This window comes from Vibrio sp. 10N, assembly GCF_036245475.1.
Lineage (GTDB): Bacteria > Pseudomonadota > Gammaproteobacteria > Enterobacterales > Vibrionaceae > Vibrio.
The window spans coordinates 3,361,918-3,378,858 of sequence record NZ_BTPM01000001.1 but is presented as its reverse complement, the minus strand read 5'-3'; the positions used below and the strand labels follow the sequence as shown (position 1 = coordinate 3,378,858).

Below are 16,941 nucleotides of genomic sequence, written 5' to 3'. Positions count from 1 at the left end.
TGTGCGCGTTATGGCGTAGGCTCGAGGGAGGGTTCTTGCTGCCACTGTAATGAGGGCCATTGCTCAAGTGGTAGGGGTGGGCTAAACAAGTAACCTTGTGCATGATGACAGCCTAACATGCGAATAAGCTCCGCTTGCATCGGTGTCTCAACCCCTTCAGCTAGCAAACTAAAGCCAAAGCTTCGTGACAGTTTGGTGATGGCGGCCACTACGCTGTCATCGACGTTGTCTTGCGTTAATCTATCGATAAATGCTTTGTCGATCTTAATGCTGTCGAACGGCAGCTTGTGCAAGTAGGCCAACGATGAATAACCAGTCCCGAAATCATCAATCGCGATACTGACGCCGAGCGCTTTAATTTTCGCCATATTAGTCAGGATGATAGGGTCGTTGTCGGCAAGCTGTGACTCAGTAATTTCTACCGTCAGTTGCTCAGCAGGGAATCCGGTTTGTTCGAGCAAGTGTTGCATCTGCTCAATGTACTCTTTGTCAGCAAGTTCCAGTACCGATACATTAATGTGCAGTTGAAACTGAGGAGGCAGCTTACCTTGTAAGATAGCCCGATTAACCGTTTGCATCGCCCCTGCCGCCATGTGCTGGCCAATGGCTTTGATAAGACCAGAGCTCTCGGCCAACGGAATAAAGCTCAAAGGCGAGATAAACTGACCATTTTGGTCGCGCAGTCTGAGCAGCGCTTCGGCTCCAAAGGGTGCGCCGGTACGAATGTCGACCAGAGGTTGGAAATAGACTTCGTACAAATCGTGGTCAAGCGCATGTCGCATGTAGGTCAATAGGCGGGTCTTATTCTTCGATTGCTCAGCCATCACCGGAGTGTAAACAGAGATACGATTGTTATCGGTTTTAGCATGACTCAGCGCAATACCGGCGTTTCTTAGGCAGGTATCAGCATTGTCGCAATCGTAAGCGACCCCCATCGAGATATTTAAACTCAGTGGCTCACCTGCAACCACAAAAGGTGCGGCGAATATTTGCTTCAATCGATGCTGATAACAGAGCTTCTCTTGAGAGCTGAGGTTGGGTAAGTAAATCGCAAACTCGTCGCCACCCACTCGCCCCAGAACTCCGCTCTCAGTCAATACCCACGCTTTAAGGCGCTCAGCGACTATGGTCAGTAGCACGTCACCATAATGGTGACCTAGGCTGTCATTAATATCGCGAAATTGGTTGATGCCAATTAACAGCATGGTACCGCAGCCATTTTGCTGCGCTTTCAATGCATCGCAGGTTTCGATAAAGCCTTGGCGGCTGTAAAGCTTAGTTAAGTTATCGCGCACCAACTGCTCTCTCAGGGCGTGAAACGAAGCTTGCAGGTGTGAGCGCATCGCTGAAAAGCTGTGCAGCAGCTGTGAGACTTCCGTTATTTGACTGCGTTTAGCGAGCGGGTAGTCCCATGAGCCGTTGGCAATCTGCTTGGCTGCCTTTGCGGTTTCAGACAGCGGAACAGTGAGTCGGTTGAGGACAAAAATGCCTAGCCCCATACCCAGTAGCCCCAACACTAGGCTAACCCATAACGTATGCTGACTGACTATGGAGATGTCCCCCATGAGATCGGCTGCCGAGATGACGACCACTACGTACCAGTCAATTTGGTCGTGTGTTTGATAGTGACTGACCATGATGTATTGCGTCTGTTCACCTTGGTGTGTCAGTAGCATTGACTGTTGAGATGAGAGGCCGGCAATGCTGCGGCTGATGCGTTGGATCATTGGGTCGTGACTGTTTGTCAGTAAACGGCGCTGTCCCGAGCTATCCAGAATGGTCTCTGAATTACTCTGTGCAATTAGCGCTTGGTTCGCATCTATGACGTACACTTTGGCTTGGTGAGTCACATTCAGGCTTGTTAAGAACTGGCGGAAGGTGTCGATCTGGACATCGATAGCAGCGACGCCAACGAGGTGTCTGTTTCCCGATTCAGACTGAAACACTGGCGCAAGGGCAGAAATAGTGACTTCCTGAGCCGCATCGGCATTAGTGTATACCTCAGACCATGCTGCCTGGTGCTGCTGGCGTATGGGCAAATACCATGGGCGCTCGCGCGGATCATACGCAGGGATACGACCCAAGATGTCCGAATCTCGGTACTCATCGGCATAGATGAGTAGATTGCCATCAGTGCCAGCATCTTTCACCATGAGTGAGAATTGTGCTGGCTGTGCAGAGCGATCCGCCGCTCGTATCGCCAAGAACTCACCCTGCTCACCGCCAAATCCCAAAAGATCGATTTGCGGGGAGTGCAGGTGCAAAGTCGCAAAGCTCGAGCGTAGGTAGGCTTCTAATTGGGTTGCATCGTTAGGCGTGTACAGCTCATGGTACTCGATCGCGTGAGCGAGCGTTTTGACCGCAGTCATCGGCTTATCTAAGTAGATATCAAGGCTTTGCACGACATTGGTGGTCAAACTTGATAGCTGCTTTTCACTCACATCCAGCGCTAAGTCATCGTAACGCTGCTTCTGTAGCCACAAAATAGTGCCAACCGAGCACAAGAACACCACGATAAAAGGCGCAATGAGTGCTTTTTTGAGGGAGAGCGTAAACAAACCAGGCATAGAGATAAGGTACTTAACCGATAAAACAGAATTCGAGTAGCGCGCTTATAAGCATCGCGCTTTGTTTTTTATCGGCTAAATCCGTGGGAAGTTTAGGCTATTGAGGCAAATAACTACCTATTTTGTTAATAATCAACACACTAACATGGCTGCTAACGTTATTTGCCTAAAATGCCCTTTGTCTGCCACCGGTTACGCTAGTAAAGCTCTTTAAGTTTGCGGGTTAGGGTGTTTCGACCCCAGCCGAGTACTTTGGCGGCATCTTGTTTATGGCCGTTGGTATGCGACAGTGCAGCCTCGAGTAAAATGCGTTCAAACTCTGGCTGAGCGCGATTGAGGATCTCTGTTTCACCAGACGCGAGCGCTTGTTGTGCCCAAGAAGAGAGTAATTGCTGCCAATCTCCGCCACTCATCTCGGTCATACGCTTAGGCTCATCGAGCAGCTCCGGGGGTAAGTCGCTGGGCAGGATTTCGCTGCCGCTCGCCATCACGGTTAGCCAGCGACACGTGTTTTCTAGCTGGCGTACGTTACCAGGCCAATCAAGTTGGTTGAGGATCTCGACCGTATCGGGATTGAGTGATTTGGTTTCTACGCCCAGCTCTTCCGCCGCCAATGATAGGAAGTGCAGCGTGAGCTTTTCAATATCTTGCTTACGCTCTCTCAGAGACGGAATGTGGATGCGGATGACGTTCAAGCGATGGAACAAATCTTCACGAAACTCACCGTCATTCACCAGCTTCTCTAAGTTTTGGTGCGTAGCAGCGACGATTCGCACATCAACTTTAACCGCAGAGTGTCCACCAACACGATAGAACTGACCGTCGGCCAATACGCGCAGTAAGCGGGTTTGAATGTCGAGTGGCATGTCACCGATCTCATCGAGAAACAGCGTGCCGCCATTGGCCTGCTCGAAGCGACCTTGTCGAACACTATTGGCCCCGGTAAATGCGCCTTTCTCATGACCGAACAACTCAGACTCAATCAAATCTTTGGGGATCGCTGCCATGTTGAGGGCGATAAACGGCTTAGCGGAACGTGGGCTATGACGATGCAATGCATGCGCTACCAGCTCTTTACCGGTACCAGACTCACCATTGATCAATACCGAAATCGATGAACGAGAGAGCCTACCGATGGCGCGAAACACCTCTTGCATCGCTGGGGCTTCGCCGATAATTTCAGGCGCTTCAGCGGCGATGGTTTCTTCGCTAGATAGGGCGCTTTTTTGCTCTTGGCTATGGGTGATGGCACGCTCAACTAAGGTGAGTGTTTCGTCGATGTCGAAGGGTTTTGGTAGGTACTCAAACGCGCCTTTCTGATAGGCGTTGACTGCCGCATCTAAGTCGGAGTGAGCGGTCATAATAATCACAGGTAGCTCTGGCGCGCTTTCTTGCACGCGGTTGAGCAGTTCAATACCATCAATCCCAGGCATGCGAATGTCCGATACTAATACGTCGGGTGTTTCTCGCTCCAACGCCATTAAGACGCTTTCTGCATCGGCGAAGGTCTCACATTTAATGTTTGCCGACGATAGGGTTTTGTCCATTACCCATCGTATCGAGCTGTCGTCATCGACGACCCATACATATCCTTTACTCATAGCCAAACTTCCTTACAGCAAGCTCATCCAACAACCTCTCAGGGCGTTTAAATGGGCAGATAAATAGTAAAAATGGTACGACCGGGCCAACTTTCTACGTCTATTTTTCCATTGTGTTGGTCGATCAAGTTTTGCGAAATGGACAAGCCAAGTCCGGTACCGCCTTCGCGACCACTGACCATAGGGTAAAACAGTGTGTCTTGAAGCTCGGCGGGTATGCCGGGTCCATTGTCGATAATTTCTATACGAGCCGCGAGCTTGTGGCGCTGACCATGAATATTGGCTTGATGCACCGTACGGGTACGCATGGTGATCTTGCCATTGTTCTGGTGTTTGAGAATTTGTGCCGCATTGCTGGTGATATTCAGCAGCGCCTGCTCGATTTGGTCTGTGTCCATTAAAATGGCGGGCAGGCTTGGATCGTAATCGCGTTCGATCGCGAGTCCAGTTCCGGCTTCTAGCTCCACCAACTGGCGTACCTTCTCTAAGATGAGATGGAGGTTTTCTTGTTTTTTGGTGCCAGGTTTTTGGGGGCCAAGTAGGCGGTCGACAAGGGCTCTTAACCTATCGGCCTGCTCGATAATAATGTTGGTGTATTCATTGAGAGACGGATCTGGCAGCATTTTTGAAAGCAACTGAGCCGCGCCGCGCAAGCCACCGAGTGGATTCTTGATCTCGTGGGCAAGCCCGCGGACGAGCAGCTTAGCGGCTTGTTGTTGAGCGTGTTGATTCAGCTCTTGTGTCAGTCTTTTTTGCTGGCCAATTTTTCGCATTTCAACCAGTAGCATCAGCTCTTTGTTCCACGATAGCGGGCTTACGGTCACTTCAAGTAGCAGTGGCTTACCATCCACCACAAAGGTGACGTCGCTGTCTGTGATACTTTGCCCACTTTGCAGCGGTTGAGTCAGCAGGGCGAGATCCAGTGACGCGTGTTGAATGAACTGTGATAAGTGGCAATTGACCAATCGCTTAGCACTTTGCGAGAAAAGCTGTTCAGCAGCAGGGTTGGCATATTGAACCGTCAGTCCTTCGTTGAGCATCAATGTTGCGGTCACAACATTATTGAGTATTGCATCGGTCAGTTCACAATTTGCCACACGCTATCCTTACTCTGGTCGAAATTGGTGCATTGCACGAGCTCGGTTCGCTCGCTGCACTAAAATGGTGCATCTGTTAAGTTAAGTATGGCGCAATTTATTCTAGAGTAAAAGCGTTAGTGCGGCTCTGCCTACTATTGCACCGATGCACGATGAAGATGCACTGTTATAGTATCGGATGATGCAATTACCTTGCCGTTTTGTTGCACTTGAATGGTTAAGGTGTGAGTACCGCGATCTATGTTGGTCAAACGCCAACTCGCAGTGGTTTGTGGCGAGCCATAAGGTTTGCCATCGAGCAGCAGCTGCAGGGTTTGTGTTTCAGTTAGAGAGCCCGTGAGAAAACCGTTGACCGAGAAGTCGCCGGCATTATTTCGTAGCGTCGCATCATGCTGTGGGCGAGTAATCGTTAGGGCGAGCTTTGCGTTTGTTTCTGCTTGGTTCTGATCCAAGTATGGGCTTGATGTCCAATCCACAGGGGCCTCGTTGAGAACTTTTGGCGGAGGTGGAGCGTCTGGTAGCGATAGAATCTGCGCATTTTGACTATCGGGAAAATCGCTAAAGTGGAGGTTTCCTTGCTCGTCTTTCCAATGATAAATATCGGTCGCCAAAATAGGGCTGCTAACCAGGATGAATAGGCCAACAATAGTCGGAAAAATGCATCGCGCAGCAATCATACGATAGACCTTAAATAGGGTAAGAAAGTCTAGTAATGCTAACGCGCAGAGGGGGGATTTCGAATAGAAAAAAGGCCCGCCTGCGAGGCGAGCCTAATATTTATGAAAACATGAAAGTGATGTCATTCTGTCTATTAAACAGAGTAGTACAGTTCGAACTCAAGTGGGTGAGTTGTCATGTTTACTTTCTCTACGTCTTGAGACTTAAGGTCGATGTAAGAATCGATAAAGTCATCAGAGAATACACCGCCAGACGTTAGGAACTCACGGTCAGCATCTAGACACTCTAGCGCTTCTTTTAGTGAGTAAGCCACTGTTGGGATTTCTGCCGCTTCTTCAGCTGGTAGGTCGTAAAGGTCTTTGTCCATTGCTTCGCCTGGGTGGATCTTGTTCTTGATACCGTCAAGACCAGCCATAAGCATTGCAGCAAAACATAGGTATGGGTTTGCTGATGGGTCACCGAAACGTAGCTCGATACGACGTGCTTTCGGGCTTGGTACCACTGGGATACGGATAGAAGCAGAACGGTTACGTGCAGAGTAAGCAAGCATAACAGGTGCTTCGAAGCCTGGTACAAGACGCTTGTACGAGTTAGTAGATGCGTTAGCAAATGCGTTGATTGCTTTAGCGTGCTTGATAACACCACCGATGTAGTAAAGCGCCATTTCAGATAGGCCGCCGTACTTGTCGCCAGCGAATAGGTTAACACCGTCTTTCGCTAGAGATTGGTGAACGTGCATACCAGAACCGTTATCACCAACTAGTGGCTTAGGCATGAATGTCGCCGTCTTACCAAATGCGTGAGCAACGTTGTGTACAACGTACTTGTAAACTTGGATTTCGTCCGCTTTAGCAGTTAGCGTGTTGAAACGAGTTGCGATTTCGTTCTGACCTGCAGTTGCAACTTCGTGGTGGTGCGCTTCAACAACTTGACCCATTTCTTCTAGAACTAGACACATTGCAGAACGGATGTCTTGAGAAGAGTCAACTGGAGCTACTGGGAAGTAACCACCTTTAACGCCAGGACGGTGACCTTTGTTACCGCCTTCAAAGTCAGTACCTGTGTTCCAAGCTGCTTCTACGTCGTCGATTTTGAAGAATGAACCAGACATGTCTGTTGCAAACTTAACGTCGTCGAATAGGAAGAACTCTGGCTCTGGACCAACAAGAACAGTATCAGCGATACCTGTTGAACGTAGGTAGTCTTCAGCGCGCTTAGCGATAGAACGTGGGTCACGATCGTAGCCTTGCATAGTTGCAGGCTCTAGGATGTCACAACGAATGTTCAGAGTTGCATCTTCAGTGAATGGGTCAAGAACCGCGCTTGCTGCGTCTGGCATCATCACCATGTCTGACTCGTTGATGCCTTTCCAGCCAGCAACAGAAGAACCGTCAAACATTTTACCTTCTTCAAAGAAGTCTGCGTCTACTTGGTGTGCAGGGATAGAAACGTGTTGCTCTTTACCCTTAGTGTCTGTAAAGCGTAGATCTACGAATTTAACTTCGTTCTCTTGGATCAGCGATAGAACATTTTCTACTGACATCTTGGAAAACCTCCAGTGTTATTTAAAGCGGTTAAGTGCTCGATTAAATGAATCGGCATTGATTAACGTCTGCTTGATGAAGTGCGTTAATCGATGCTGATTGTTATAAAGCTAGAACCGTGCCAAAAAATAAATCCTTTATTTTTCAATCTGATATAAAACTTGGCTCCAAATTGGAGCAAACGTTTGCACCAAAATGATCATTGAGTGCACCATAACTGTGCAATGTTAAATTCTTGCACCAAGTTGAATCAAATAGCCCATACATTCAGCATGGTTTTGAATCACCTGTCAACCCATTCGTTCAGCTTGGTCTGTGCAATGCGTCGAATTGGTGAATCAGCAGTTTTGTCTGCTTGTTTTACAGCAAAATCAGTGTAAACCGACTATGTTTAAGCAAGATTTCAACGAAGAAGATCACAACTCTCGTTATTTCTGGTATATTGCGGGCGTTTTTTTAATCGAGTCAGCGGCTATCGTGCGGCGACTCTTGACTGAGTGAAAGAAATCTATGTCAACTCCACAGATTGATAAGTTAAGAAACATTGCGATTATCGCGCACGTTGACCACGGTAAAACTACCCTTGTTGACAAGCTGCTTCAGCAATCCGGTACTCTTGAGTCTCGCGGTGAAACTGAAGAGCGAGTTATGGACTCGAACGATATTGAAAAAGAGCGTGGTATTACCATTCTTGCTAAGAATACCGCGATCAACTGGAACGACTACCACATCAACATCGTAGATACTCCGGGACACGCGGACTTCGGTGGTGAAGTAGAGCGTATTATGTCGATGGTAGACTCTGTACTACTTATCGTTGACGCGGTAGACGGTCCAATGCCACAAACGCGTTTCGTAACGCAAAAAGCATTTGCACACGGTCTTAAGCCAATCGTTGTAATCAACAAGATTGACCGTCCAGGTGCTCGTCCTGACTGGGTAATGGATCAAGTATTCGACCTATTCGACAACCTAGGTGCTTCTGACGAGCAGCTAGATTTCCAAGTGGTTTACGCATCAGCACTAAACGGCTGGGCGACGCTTGAAGAAGGCGAAGAAGGCGAGAACATGGAAGCGCTATTCCAAGCTATCGTTGATAACGTAGAAGCGCCAGCGGTTGACCCAGAGGGTGCACTACAGATGCAGATCTCTCAGCTAGACTACAGCTCATACGTGGGTGTTATCGGTGTAGGCCGTGTAACTCGCGGTACGGTTAAGCCTAACCAACAAGTAACGGTTATCGGTGCAGACGGTAAGACTCGCAACGGTAAAGTAGGTACTATCCTTGGTTACCTAGGTCTTGAGCGTCATGAAGTTCAGCAAGCAACGGCGGGCGACATCATCGCGATCACGGGTCTGGGTGAGCTAAAAATCTCTGACACTATCTGTGCTCAGGGTGAAGTAGAAGCACTACCAGCACTGTCTGTTGACGAACCAACAGTAACCATGACGTTCCAAGTAAACACCTCTCCATTCGCGGGTAAAGAAGGTAAGTTCGTGACTTCACGTAACATCCTTGAGCGTCTAGAGAAGGAATTGGTACACAACGTTGCACTGCGCGTTGAGCAACTTGACGATCCAGACAAGTTCCGTGTATCTGGTCGTGGTGAACTGCACCTATCTATCCTTATCGAAAACATGCGTCGTGAAGGCTTCGAGCTAGCGGTTTCTCGTCCTGAAGTTATCATCAAAGAAGAAGATGGTCAGAAGCAAGAGCCGTACGAAACAGTAACTATCGACGTTGTTGAAGAGCACCAAGGTAGCATCATGGAAGCTATCGGCCTTCGTAAGGGTGAGCTAACTGACATGGCTCCTGATGGTAAAGGCCGTATCCGTATGGACTTCATGATGCCATCTCGTGGTCTTATCGGTTTCCAAACTGAGTTCATGACGCTAACGTCTGGTTCTGGTCTTCTTTACCACACGTTCGATCACTACGGTCCATTCAAGGGCGGTGAGATCGGTCAGCGTGTGAACGGTGTACTTATCTCGAACGGTGCTGGTAAAGCACTAACGAACGCACTGTTTAACCTACAAGAGCGCGGCCGTATGTTTATCGGTCACGGTGTTGAGGTTTACGAAGGTATGGTTATCGGTATCCACAGCCGTGATAACGACCTAACGGTTAACCCGCTTAAAGGTAAGCAGCTAACTAACGTTCGTGCTTCTGGTACCGATGACGCACAGGTTCTTACTCCGCCAATCATCATGACACTTGAGCAAGCGCTTGAGTTCATCGACGATGACGAGCTAGTAGAAGTAACACCTGAAAGCATCCGCATCCGTAAGAAGTTCCTTTCGGAAAGCGACCGTAAGCGTGCAAGCCGCGAAGCTAAGTCTTAATTGATTTAGGTGAGATGTGAAAAAACCAGCCATGAGGCTGGTTTTTTTTGTGTCTGAAGTCAGTCGATAGTTGTTACTTCTAACTGATGCCGTCATCCTCACAAAAACATCGTCATCCTCACGAAAGTGAGGATCTCTGTCCGCGAGTATTGTGCTCAAACAAAGTGAGCCACTTGCCGCGCGAGATCCCCTTTTTCAAGGGGATGACGTTGTTTTGAATTTTAAAGCAACTGCTTCAAAACTCGATCAGCCCTCACTCGAGTTATCTTCTTCAACAACTTCTGTACCGGAGCTGGATAATTCTCAACTTTTTCAAGCTGTCTATAAGTGCAAATCAACTGAGTATGCTCAAGGATATTGTTGATTTCGGCATCAAACTTCTCAACTAAGTGCGAGTAGTGATCTTGAATCAGAATCGCGTTCTCTAAATCCAAACTCCAAGCGCGTGGATTCAGGTTGTTACCAGTGATCAGCATATAGCGCTTATCAACCCAGATCCCTTTTAGGTGGAAGCTGTTTTCATCGTGTTTCCACAAACGAATGCACAGGTTGCGGCTAGCAATGTGTGCTTCATTGGCTTTGGCGAAGCGACGTAAGTTCATCTCATACAGATAAGGCAGGCCACCGATGGTCTTAAAGTCTTCTTCTGGTGAAATGTAGAAATCGTTGGCGGTTTTATCACCCACAACAATACGTACTTTCACACCGCGCTTGAGCGCGCGTTTAATTTCCTTAGCGACGGACTTCGGGAAATTAAAATAAGGCGTACAGATAAAGATTTCATCTTTGGCACTGGCTAGCAGTTGATTGATGCTCTGATTAAGTTTATTGCGGCGTTTGCCAATACCGACGATTGGCGTTACCGAAACTTGATTCTCGTTAGCCGGTTCGGCATCAAACTCATAGCGAGCTTGAGACAGGGAGCCACGCAATTGGCGGATCTCTGCTTTGATTTCTTTGGTGGTCGGCTTTTGCGGAAGTGACAAGTCATTGACCGCGGGATTCGCAATCATCTCTGTTGCCACAAAGTTGGCCATGCTGTCGGCAAGGCTGGCATTGTCGAGCACGTGATAACGGTCGAAACGATACCGGTCTTTGTAGTTGAGGTAGATGTTGTTGAGGCTAGCACCGCTATAAATGACTTTATCGTCGATGATAAAACCTTTGAGGTGCAACACGCCGAAGACCTCACGACCGCGAACCGGAATGCCATACACAGGCACGCCATGTTGGTGCTTGTCACGAAATTCGCGGTACATGACGGCGTTGCCATCCGAATGCGCCGCGCCGATCAATCCGCGCTGTGCACGGTGCCAATCAACGCAAACAGCAATATCCAGCGCTGGATTGTTTTGCTTTGCTTGATAAAGCTCACTAAGAATTTGGCGTCCTGCGTCGTCATCTTCCAAATACAGTGCGACTAGGTAGATTCTTGATTTTGCTTCGCGTATCGCTTGAATGAGATGTTCGCGATAGTCGCTGGCAGAGAGCAAAACATCGAGTTTACTCGGATCCTGCGCGATTGAGGGAAGCTGTTCAAAAGAGTTCCTAAAAGCCATCATGTAGAGACTGTACCTTTGGTGATTGCAAAATTGCGAACCTAGAATTTTACCAAATTCTTGTCGTTAATGGGTAGTAAACCGTTGATAAGTTTAACGGGGATCAAGGTAACGCATTGCAATTAGCGACTTTCCACCCTGAATATAGCGACAAAACAGCTGCTTAAGTGGGTTGGGAAGCGCTGCTTCTTCCACTGTTTCAAAGCCATGTTGTGCGTAAAAACTCTCAAGATGCGCCAGAGCGAAGCAAAAGTCGCCATCTTTCAGCTCGGCTTGCTGCAGTTGAGCCATCAATTCATGCCCTAAACCTAGGCCACGTTGCTCAGGGATAACCAGCATGCCTGTCATCAATCGATAGTGCTCAATAGTGCGAAATCGGACCAAAGCGCTAAGAGTTTGGTTGCGGCTTAGCGTCAGGATGCGTTCATCGCTTTTGGGTTTGCCCGCGGGGTAGTGAGCCTTGTAGAGTTTTTTCGCAATAGGGAGCTTTATCGGGTCAAGCACACCGAAATTTAACGTATCCATAGCCAATTCGGATTCCAAAAGGATAGAATAGCGGCAGTGTAAGCCATCAATCGACGCCCATGCAAATTCAAAACAACGCTCAGCTCCGCTCTTATCATACTTTTGGTATTAACCAGCACTGTCACGCTTTGGTCGAGGTCCACTCGGTCGATGACTTGATTGAGGTGTACCAGCACCCAGAATGGCAGTCTTTGCCAAAGCTGATGCTGGGTAAGGGCAGTAATATGCTGTTTACCGCTCCGTTTGAAGGGGTAGTGATCGTTAATCGCTTGGGCGGCATAGAGGTCAGTGACACACCGACGAAACACAAACTGCATATTAGCGGCGGAGAAGATTGGCCAAGCTTGGTGAAGTGGTGTGTGGAACACGGCTATGCAGGCATTGAAAATCTCGCCTTGATACCGGGTTGCTCGGGCAGTGCGCCGATCCAAAACATCGGCGCTTATGGCATTGAGTTAAAAGACGTCTGCAGCTATGTCGATTATCTTTGTCTTGAATCCTTGAAGGTGAAAAGACTCACGCGCCAAGAGTGTCAATTTGGCTATCGTGACTCTATTTTTAAACATGCGCTGAAAGATAAGGCGATAGTGACCGCCATTGGTATAGAACTGGAAAAACAGTGGCAACCGAATCTAAGCTATGGTCCGTTACAAACACTGGACCTAGACACAGTCACACCGAAAGAGGTGTTCGACGTGGTGGTGAAAGTGCGACAAGAAAAATTGCCCGATCCGGCGGTGACAGGCAATGCGGGCAGTTTCTTTAAGAACCCGATCATTAGCCACGAGCACTATACTTCGCTCAAGGCGAGCCACGATGCCTTAGTCGCTTACCCTGCAGAAAATGGGATGAAACTGGCGGCGGGCTGGCTGATTGACCAATGTGGTTTGAAAGGTCATCAGATTGGCGGTGCTATGGTCCATCCGAATCAAGCTTTGGTACTCGTGAACCACAATGAGGCGACAGCAGAGGATGTGGTCCGTTTGGCAGCGTTTGTACGTCAATCGGTGCTCGATAAGTTTGGTGTCGAACTTGAGCATGAAGTGCGCTTTATGGGCGCGAGCCATGAAGTGTATTTAAAGGACGTGCTATGAAAGAGCATCACATGAAATTGGCTATTCTCACTAGGCTCGCCACTGGCGGCTTCCACTCTGGTGAGGCGTTGGGCGAAGATCTTGGGATCTCGCGTGCAGCAGTGAGCAAACACATTAAGGGCATTCAAGAGTGGGGCGTTGATATTTTCCGAGTTCAAGGCAAAGGCTATCAATTAGCTCAGCCGATGGAACTATTGAGCGAAAAGCGCCTTGCACAAAGTGTGTCGACACCGTTTGAGCTGATACCAATCATTGACTCAACTAACCAGTACCTACTTGACAAGCAAGAGTCCTTAGAGTCTGGCAGCGTCTGTATCTCAGAGTATCAAGCTAAAGGTCGTGGACGCCGCGGTAGACAATGGGTATCACCGTTTGGCAGTAACCTCTACCTGTCGATGTACTGGCGTTTGGAGGCTGGGATGGCAGCGGCGATGGGGCTGAGCCTAGTCGTGGGTGTTGCTATAGTTGAAGCGCTGCAGGAGCTAGGGATTGAGGAAGTGAAGCTTAAGTGGCCGAATGACCTGTACTACCGAGATAAAAAGCTCGCCGGAATTTTGGTTGAAATGTCAGGCCAAGCGGGCGGCGCTGCAAACTTAGTGATTGGTATGGGAATGAACCTCAATATGAGTGAGCAAGTGACCGGTATCGATCAGCCTTGGACATCGCTCAGTGAAGTGGTTGATACTCCATTTAGCCGTAATGATCTAGTGGTCGCGTTTATTAAAGCTTGGCAAGCGGCATTGGAAGACTATGAACTGCGCGGTTTGCATGGCTTTGTCGAGCGCTGGAACCAGCACGACAACTTCTTAGGTCGTGAAGTCAAACTCATCATGGGTCAGCGTGAGATCAAAGGCGTTGTGCGAGGCATTGATGCGACCGGCGCGGTACTGCTTGAAACCGAGCGCGGAATTGAGTCGTACGTTGGCGGTGAAATATCGCTGCGAAAAGTTAGTGATTAAAGGTACTTTGGTCCTATGGTCCTATGGTCCTATGGTCAAAGAGCATGCAATTAGAGCGGTTATTACTTTCTTAGGTATACCGTTTCAACACTGTGATCAGCGCCTTTCTGCAAGATCAGCTGAGCGCGCTCTTTGGTTGGTAAGATGTTTTCGACCAAGTTTAGGCCGTTGATTGAGGCCCAAATGGCTTTGGCCTTGGATTCGGCTTCTGCTGCACTTAATTGGGTGTAGTGGCTGAAATAGGAGCCAGGTTTGGTAAACGCGCCTTCGCGGAACTTCATAAAGCGATTGACGTACCACTGCTCAATTTGCTCGCTGTCTGCGTCGACATAGAGTGAAAAATCGAGGAAGTCGGAGATGAATACGCGGTGTGGATCGTGTGGGTAGTCCATACCACTTTGCAGTACGTTTAACCCTTCAATAATCAGCACGTCAGGAAGGTCAACGACCTTTTCTTCTTCCGTAATGTCGTAAGTGATATGCGAATAGACCGGCGCCTGAACATTTCTTTTGCACGCTTTCACATCGGACACGAACTGCACTAAGCGGCGCATGTCGTAAGACTCTGGAAAGCCCTTTTTACCCATCAACCCTTTTTCGAGTAGAGTCTTATTTGGGTACAGGAAGCCGTCCGTGGTGATCAGTTCAACTTTTGGGTGATTGTCCCAGCGGCTTAAAAGTGCTTTTAGCAGACGTGCGGTGGTGCTTTTACCAACGGCGACACTACCTGCGATGCCTATGACAAACGGCGGCGTGTGCTCGGTGTTTCCTAAAAATTCGCCAAGTACTGAGTTACGACGCTGCCTTGCGGCAACATAGAGGTTGAGCAGTCGAGATAGAGGCAGGTAAACATCGGTTGCCTCCTGCATAGTCAGTTTTTCATTGATGCCTTGAAGCTCTTTTAGGTCCTCTTCTGTGAGGGTCATGGGTACGGCGTTACGAAGCGCTGACCATTGCTCTCGACTGAATGACATAAAGGGACTCATAGGTAACCTAACCATGGATTAAAATGACTGAGTGCTGAACATACCTGAAGCAAGGGATAAATCAAATAATTCATGCAACGGGGTTACGCTAATTCCCCGAAATGTGTACAAAAAGCCATCAAACAAAAAGAATGTGGTGAAAATCGGATTTTTTTTTAATTTAACGGTTGCATCCATAAGATTCATTCAATAGAATGCGCTCCACTTATGCCGACTTAGCTCAGTAGGTAGAGCAACTGACTTGTAATCAGTAGGTCACCAGTTCGATTCCGGTAGTCGGCACCATTTTCACTTTGCCTAGGGCAATGATGACGAAAATGGTAAGTAAAATTTGGGGGGGTTCCCGAGTGGCCAAAGGGAGCAGACTGTAAATCTGCCGGCACTGCCTTCGATGGTTCGAATCCGTCCCCCCCCACCATATTCTTTAGGGAATAGCTCTCAGAGTTACGTGTTGCGGGCATCGTATAATGGCTATTACCTCAGCCTTCCAAGCTGATGATGCGGGTTCGATTCCCGCTGCCCGCTCCAACTCATTTAGAGTGCTGATATAGCTCAGGTGGTAGAGCGCATCCTTGGTAAGGATGAGGTCGGCAGTTCGAGTCTGCCTATCAGCACCAGCTCTCAAAGCAATTTTCCTTTTGATACTTTCTTTTGCCTAAACTATGTTTATTGGTTGAAAGAAGCTTTATTACCAAGATTTTTTGGTTGCGTGGTCTTCAAAGCCACCTAAATCCGTACCTAGAGGGACAACTCATGTCTAAAGAAAAATTTGAACGTACGAAACCGCACGTAAACGTTGGTACTATCGGCCACGTTGACCACGGTAAAACAACTCTAACAGCTGCAATCTGTACTACTCTTGCAAAAGTGTACGGCGGTGAAGCGAAAGACTTCGCATCTATCGATAACGCTCCAGAAGAGCGTGAGCGCGGTATCACAATCGCAACTTCTCACGTTGAGTACGATACTCCAACTCGTCACTACGCACACGTAGACTGTCCAGGACACGCGGATTATGTTAAGAACATGATCACTGGTGCTGCACAGATGGACGGTGGTATCCTAGTTGTTGCTGCAACTGACGGCCCAATGCCTCAGACTCGTGAGCACATCCTACTAGGCCGTCAGGTTGGTATCCCATACATCATCGTATTCATGAACAAGTGTGACATGGTTGACGATGAAGAGCTTCTAGAGCTAGTAGAAATGGAAGTTCGTGAACTTCTATCTGAGTACGAATTCCCAGGTGATGACCTACCAGTTATCCAAGGTTCTGCACTAGGCGCTCTAAACGGCGAGAAGCAGTGGGAAGACAAAATCGTTGAGCTTGCTGAAGCACTAGACTCTTACATCCCAGAGCCAGAGCGTGCAGTAGACCAACCGTTCCTACTACCAATCGAAGACGTATTCTCGATCCAAGGTCGTGGTACTGTTGTAACTGGTCGTATCGAGCGCGGTATCCTACGCGTAGGTGACGAAGTAGAAATCGTTGGTATCAAAGAGACTACAACGACTACTTGTACTGGTGTTGAGATGTTCCGTAAGCTTCTTGACGAAGGTCGTGCTGGTGAGAACGTTGGTGCACTTCTACGTGGTACTAAGCGTGACGAAGTTGAACGTGGTCAAGTTCTTGCAGCTCCTGGTTCAATCAACCCACACACTAAGTTCGAGTCTGAAGTATACGTACTTTCTAAAGACGAAGGCGGCCGTCATACTCCGTTCTTCAAAGGCTACCGTCCACAGTTCTACTTCCGTACAACTGACGTAACTGGTGACATCTCTCTACCTGAAGGCGTAGAAATGGTAATGCCAGGCGACAACATCCAAATGAAAGTTGAGCTAATCGCTCCAATCGCAATGGATGAAGGTCTACGTTTCGCTATCCGTGAAGGTGGCCGTACAGTAGGTGCTGGTGTTGTTGCTAAGATCTTCGACTAATTCTTAGAATTGTCGCAAGCTCTGGTAAAATCTTTGAATAAGATTTGACT

The 16,941-nt window shown here is 48.3% G+C and carries 12 protein-coding genes and 4 tRNA genes; 8 read left to right on the top strand and 8 right to left on the bottom strand.

Annotation, left to right across the window (positions count from 1 at the left end; genetic code table 11):
- Nucleotides 1–8 precede the first annotated feature (8 nt).
- From AAA946_RS15565 to glnA, 5 genes are all read right to left on the bottom strand, one after another.
- Nucleotides 9–2,567, bottom strand: coding sequence for a bifunctional diguanylate cyclase/phosphodiesterase (locus AAA946_RS15565; protein WP_338165623.1), 2,559 nt, complete (start codon nt 2,565–2,567; stop codon nt 9–11).
- Between the two features lie 197 nt (nt 2,568–2,764).
- Nucleotides 2,765–4,168 (bottom strand): nitrogen regulation protein NR(I), encoded by a 1,404-nt coding sequence (gene glnG, locus AAA946_RS15560; protein WP_338165622.1) that lies wholly within the window; start codon nt 4,166–4,168, stop codon nt 2,765–2,767.
- 47 nt (nt 4,169–4,215) lie between these two features.
- Nucleotides 4,216–5,265, bottom strand: a complete 1,050-nt coding sequence (glnL, locus tag AAA946_RS15555; RefSeq protein ID WP_338165621.1) for a nitrogen regulation protein NR(II) — start codon at nt 5,263–5,265, stop codon at nt 4,216–4,218.
- A gap of 134 nt (nt 5,266–5,399) precedes the next feature.
- Entirely contained in the window at nt 5,400–5,942 is a 543-nt protein-coding gene (locus AAA946_RS15550) for a DUF4124 domain-containing protein (RefSeq protein WP_338165620.1), read from the bottom strand.
- A 134-nt stretch (nt 5,943–6,076) separates the two neighbouring features.
- A complete protein-coding gene (glnA, locus tag AAA946_RS15545; RefSeq protein WP_006074981.1) occupies nt 6,077–7,486 on the bottom strand; it encodes a glutamate--ammonia ligase in 1,410 nt (469 codons plus the stop codon).
- A gap of 511 nt (nt 7,487–7,997) precedes the next feature.
- On the opposite strand from glnA, the gene typA reads away from it, so the two are divergent.
- The gene (gene typA, locus AAA946_RS15540; RefSeq protein ID WP_042478807.1) at nt 7,998–9,830 is read left to right on the top strand and encodes a translational GTPase TypA; all 1,833 of its coding nucleotides are present in this window, start codon (nt 7,998–8,000) and stop codon (nt 9,828–9,830) included.
- Nucleotides 9,831–10,051: 221 nt separating this feature from the next.
- Here the strand turns inward: typA and pssA are convergent, their stop codons facing one another.
- Both pssA and AAA946_RS15530 read right to left on the bottom strand, forming a co-directional pair.
- Nucleotides 10,052–11,392 carry a CDP-diacylglycerol--serine O-phosphatidyltransferase gene (pssA, locus tag AAA946_RS15535; RefSeq protein WP_338165619.1) on the bottom strand — a complete coding sequence of 447 codons (1,341 nt, stop codon included), beginning with the start codon at nt 11,390–11,392 and terminating at the stop codon, nt 10,052–10,054.
- Between the two features lie 90 nt (nt 11,393–11,482).
- Entirely contained in the window at nt 11,483–11,914 is a 432-nt protein-coding gene (locus AAA946_RS15530) for a GNAT family N-acetyltransferase (protein WP_338165618.1), read from the bottom strand.
- Between the two features lie 59 nt (nt 11,915–11,973).
- On the opposite strand from AAA946_RS15530, the gene murB reads away from it, so the two are divergent.
- On the top strand, nt 11,974–13,008 hold the full coding sequence (gene murB / locus AAA946_RS15525; protein ID WP_338165617.1) for a UDP-N-acetylmuramate dehydrogenase: 1,035 nt from the start codon (nt 11,974–11,976) through the stop codon (nt 13,006–13,008).
- A complete protein-coding gene (gene birA, locus AAA946_RS15520; protein ID WP_338165616.1) occupies nt 13,005–13,967 on the top strand; it encodes a bifunctional biotin--[acetyl-CoA-carboxylase] ligase/biotin operon repressor BirA in 963 nt (320 codons plus the stop codon). The genes murB and birA overlap by 4 nt, the downstream gene beginning before the upstream one ends.
- Nucleotides 13,968–14,029: 62 nt before the next feature.
- Here the strand turns inward: birA and coaA are convergent, their stop codons facing one another.
- Nucleotides 14,030–14,953: a type I pantothenate kinase gene (coaA, locus tag AAA946_RS15515; RefSeq protein ID WP_338165615.1), complete on the bottom strand. Its 924-nt coding sequence runs from the start codon at nt 14,951–14,953 to the stop codon at nt 14,030–14,032.
- Nucleotides 14,954–15,162: 209 nt separating this feature from the next.
- Between coaA and AAA946_RS15510 the strand changes: the two genes are divergently transcribed.
- The 5 genes from AAA946_RS15510 (at nt 15,163) to tuf (ending at nt 16,891) form a co-directional block, all read left to right on the top strand.
- Nucleotides 15,163–15,238 (top strand) — tRNA-Thr (locus AAA946_RS15510).
- A gap of 48 nt (nt 15,239–15,286) precedes the next feature.
- A tRNA-Tyr gene (locus AAA946_RS15505) sits at nt 15,287–15,371 on the top strand.
- A 35-nt stretch (nt 15,372–15,406) separates the two neighbouring features.
- A tRNA-Gly gene (locus AAA946_RS15500) sits at nt 15,407–15,481 on the top strand.
- A 13-nt stretch (nt 15,482–15,494) separates the two neighbouring features.
- Nucleotides 15,495–15,570 (top strand) — tRNA-Thr (locus tag AAA946_RS15495).
- Nucleotides 15,571–15,706: 136 nt separating this feature from the next.
- Complete coding sequence (tuf, locus tag AAA946_RS15490) at nt 15,707–16,891, top strand: elongation factor Tu (protein ID WP_252012881.1); 1,185 nt, start codon at nt 15,707–15,709, stop codon at nt 16,889–16,891.
- The last annotated feature ends 50 nt before the right edge of the window (nt 16,892–16,941 follow it).

What these genes read in the sequence shown, in the direction of transcription:
- AAA946_RS15530 (WP_338165618.1), bottom strand. Translation starts at nt 11,914, where the DNA reads ATGGATACGTTAAATTTCGGTGTGCTTGACCCGATAAAGCTCCCTATT.
- glnA (WP_006074981.1), bottom strand. Translation starts at nt 7,486, where the DNA reads ATGTCAGTAGAAAATGTTCTATCGCTGATCCAAGAGAACGAAGTTAAA.
- coaA (WP_338165615.1), bottom strand. Translation starts at nt 14,953, where the DNA reads ATGAGTCCCTTTATGTCATTCAGTCGAGAGCAATGGTCAGCGCTTCGT.
- AAA946_RS15550 (WP_338165620.1), bottom strand. Translation starts at nt 5,942, where the DNA reads ATGATTGCTGCGCGATGCATTTTTCCGACTATTGTTGGCCTATTCATC.
- glnG (WP_338165622.1), bottom strand. Translation starts at nt 4,168, where the DNA reads ATGAGTAAAGGATATGTATGGGTCGTCGATGACGACAGCTCGATACGA.
- AAA946_RS15565 (WP_338165623.1), bottom strand. Translation starts at nt 2,567, where the DNA reads ATGCCTGGTTTGTTTACGCTCTCCCTCAAAAAAGCACTCATTGCGCCT.
- birA (WP_338165616.1), top strand. Translation starts at nt 13,005, where the DNA reads ATGAAAGAGCATCACATGAAATTGGCTATTCTCACTAGGCTCGCCACT.
- tuf (WP_252012881.1), top strand. Translation starts at nt 15,707, where the DNA reads ATGTCTAAAGAAAAATTTGAACGTACGAAACCGCACGTAAACGTTGGT.
- pssA (WP_338165619.1), bottom strand. Translation starts at nt 11,392, where the DNA reads ATGATGGCTTTTAGGAACTCTTTTGAACAGCTTCCCTCAATCGCGCAG.
- typA (WP_042478807.1), top strand. Translation starts at nt 7,998, where the DNA reads ATGTCAACTCCACAGATTGATAAGTTAAGAAACATTGCGATTATCGCG.
- murB (WP_338165617.1), top strand. Translation starts at nt 11,974, where the DNA reads ATGCAAATTCAAAACAACGCTCAGCTCCGCTCTTATCATACTTTTGGT.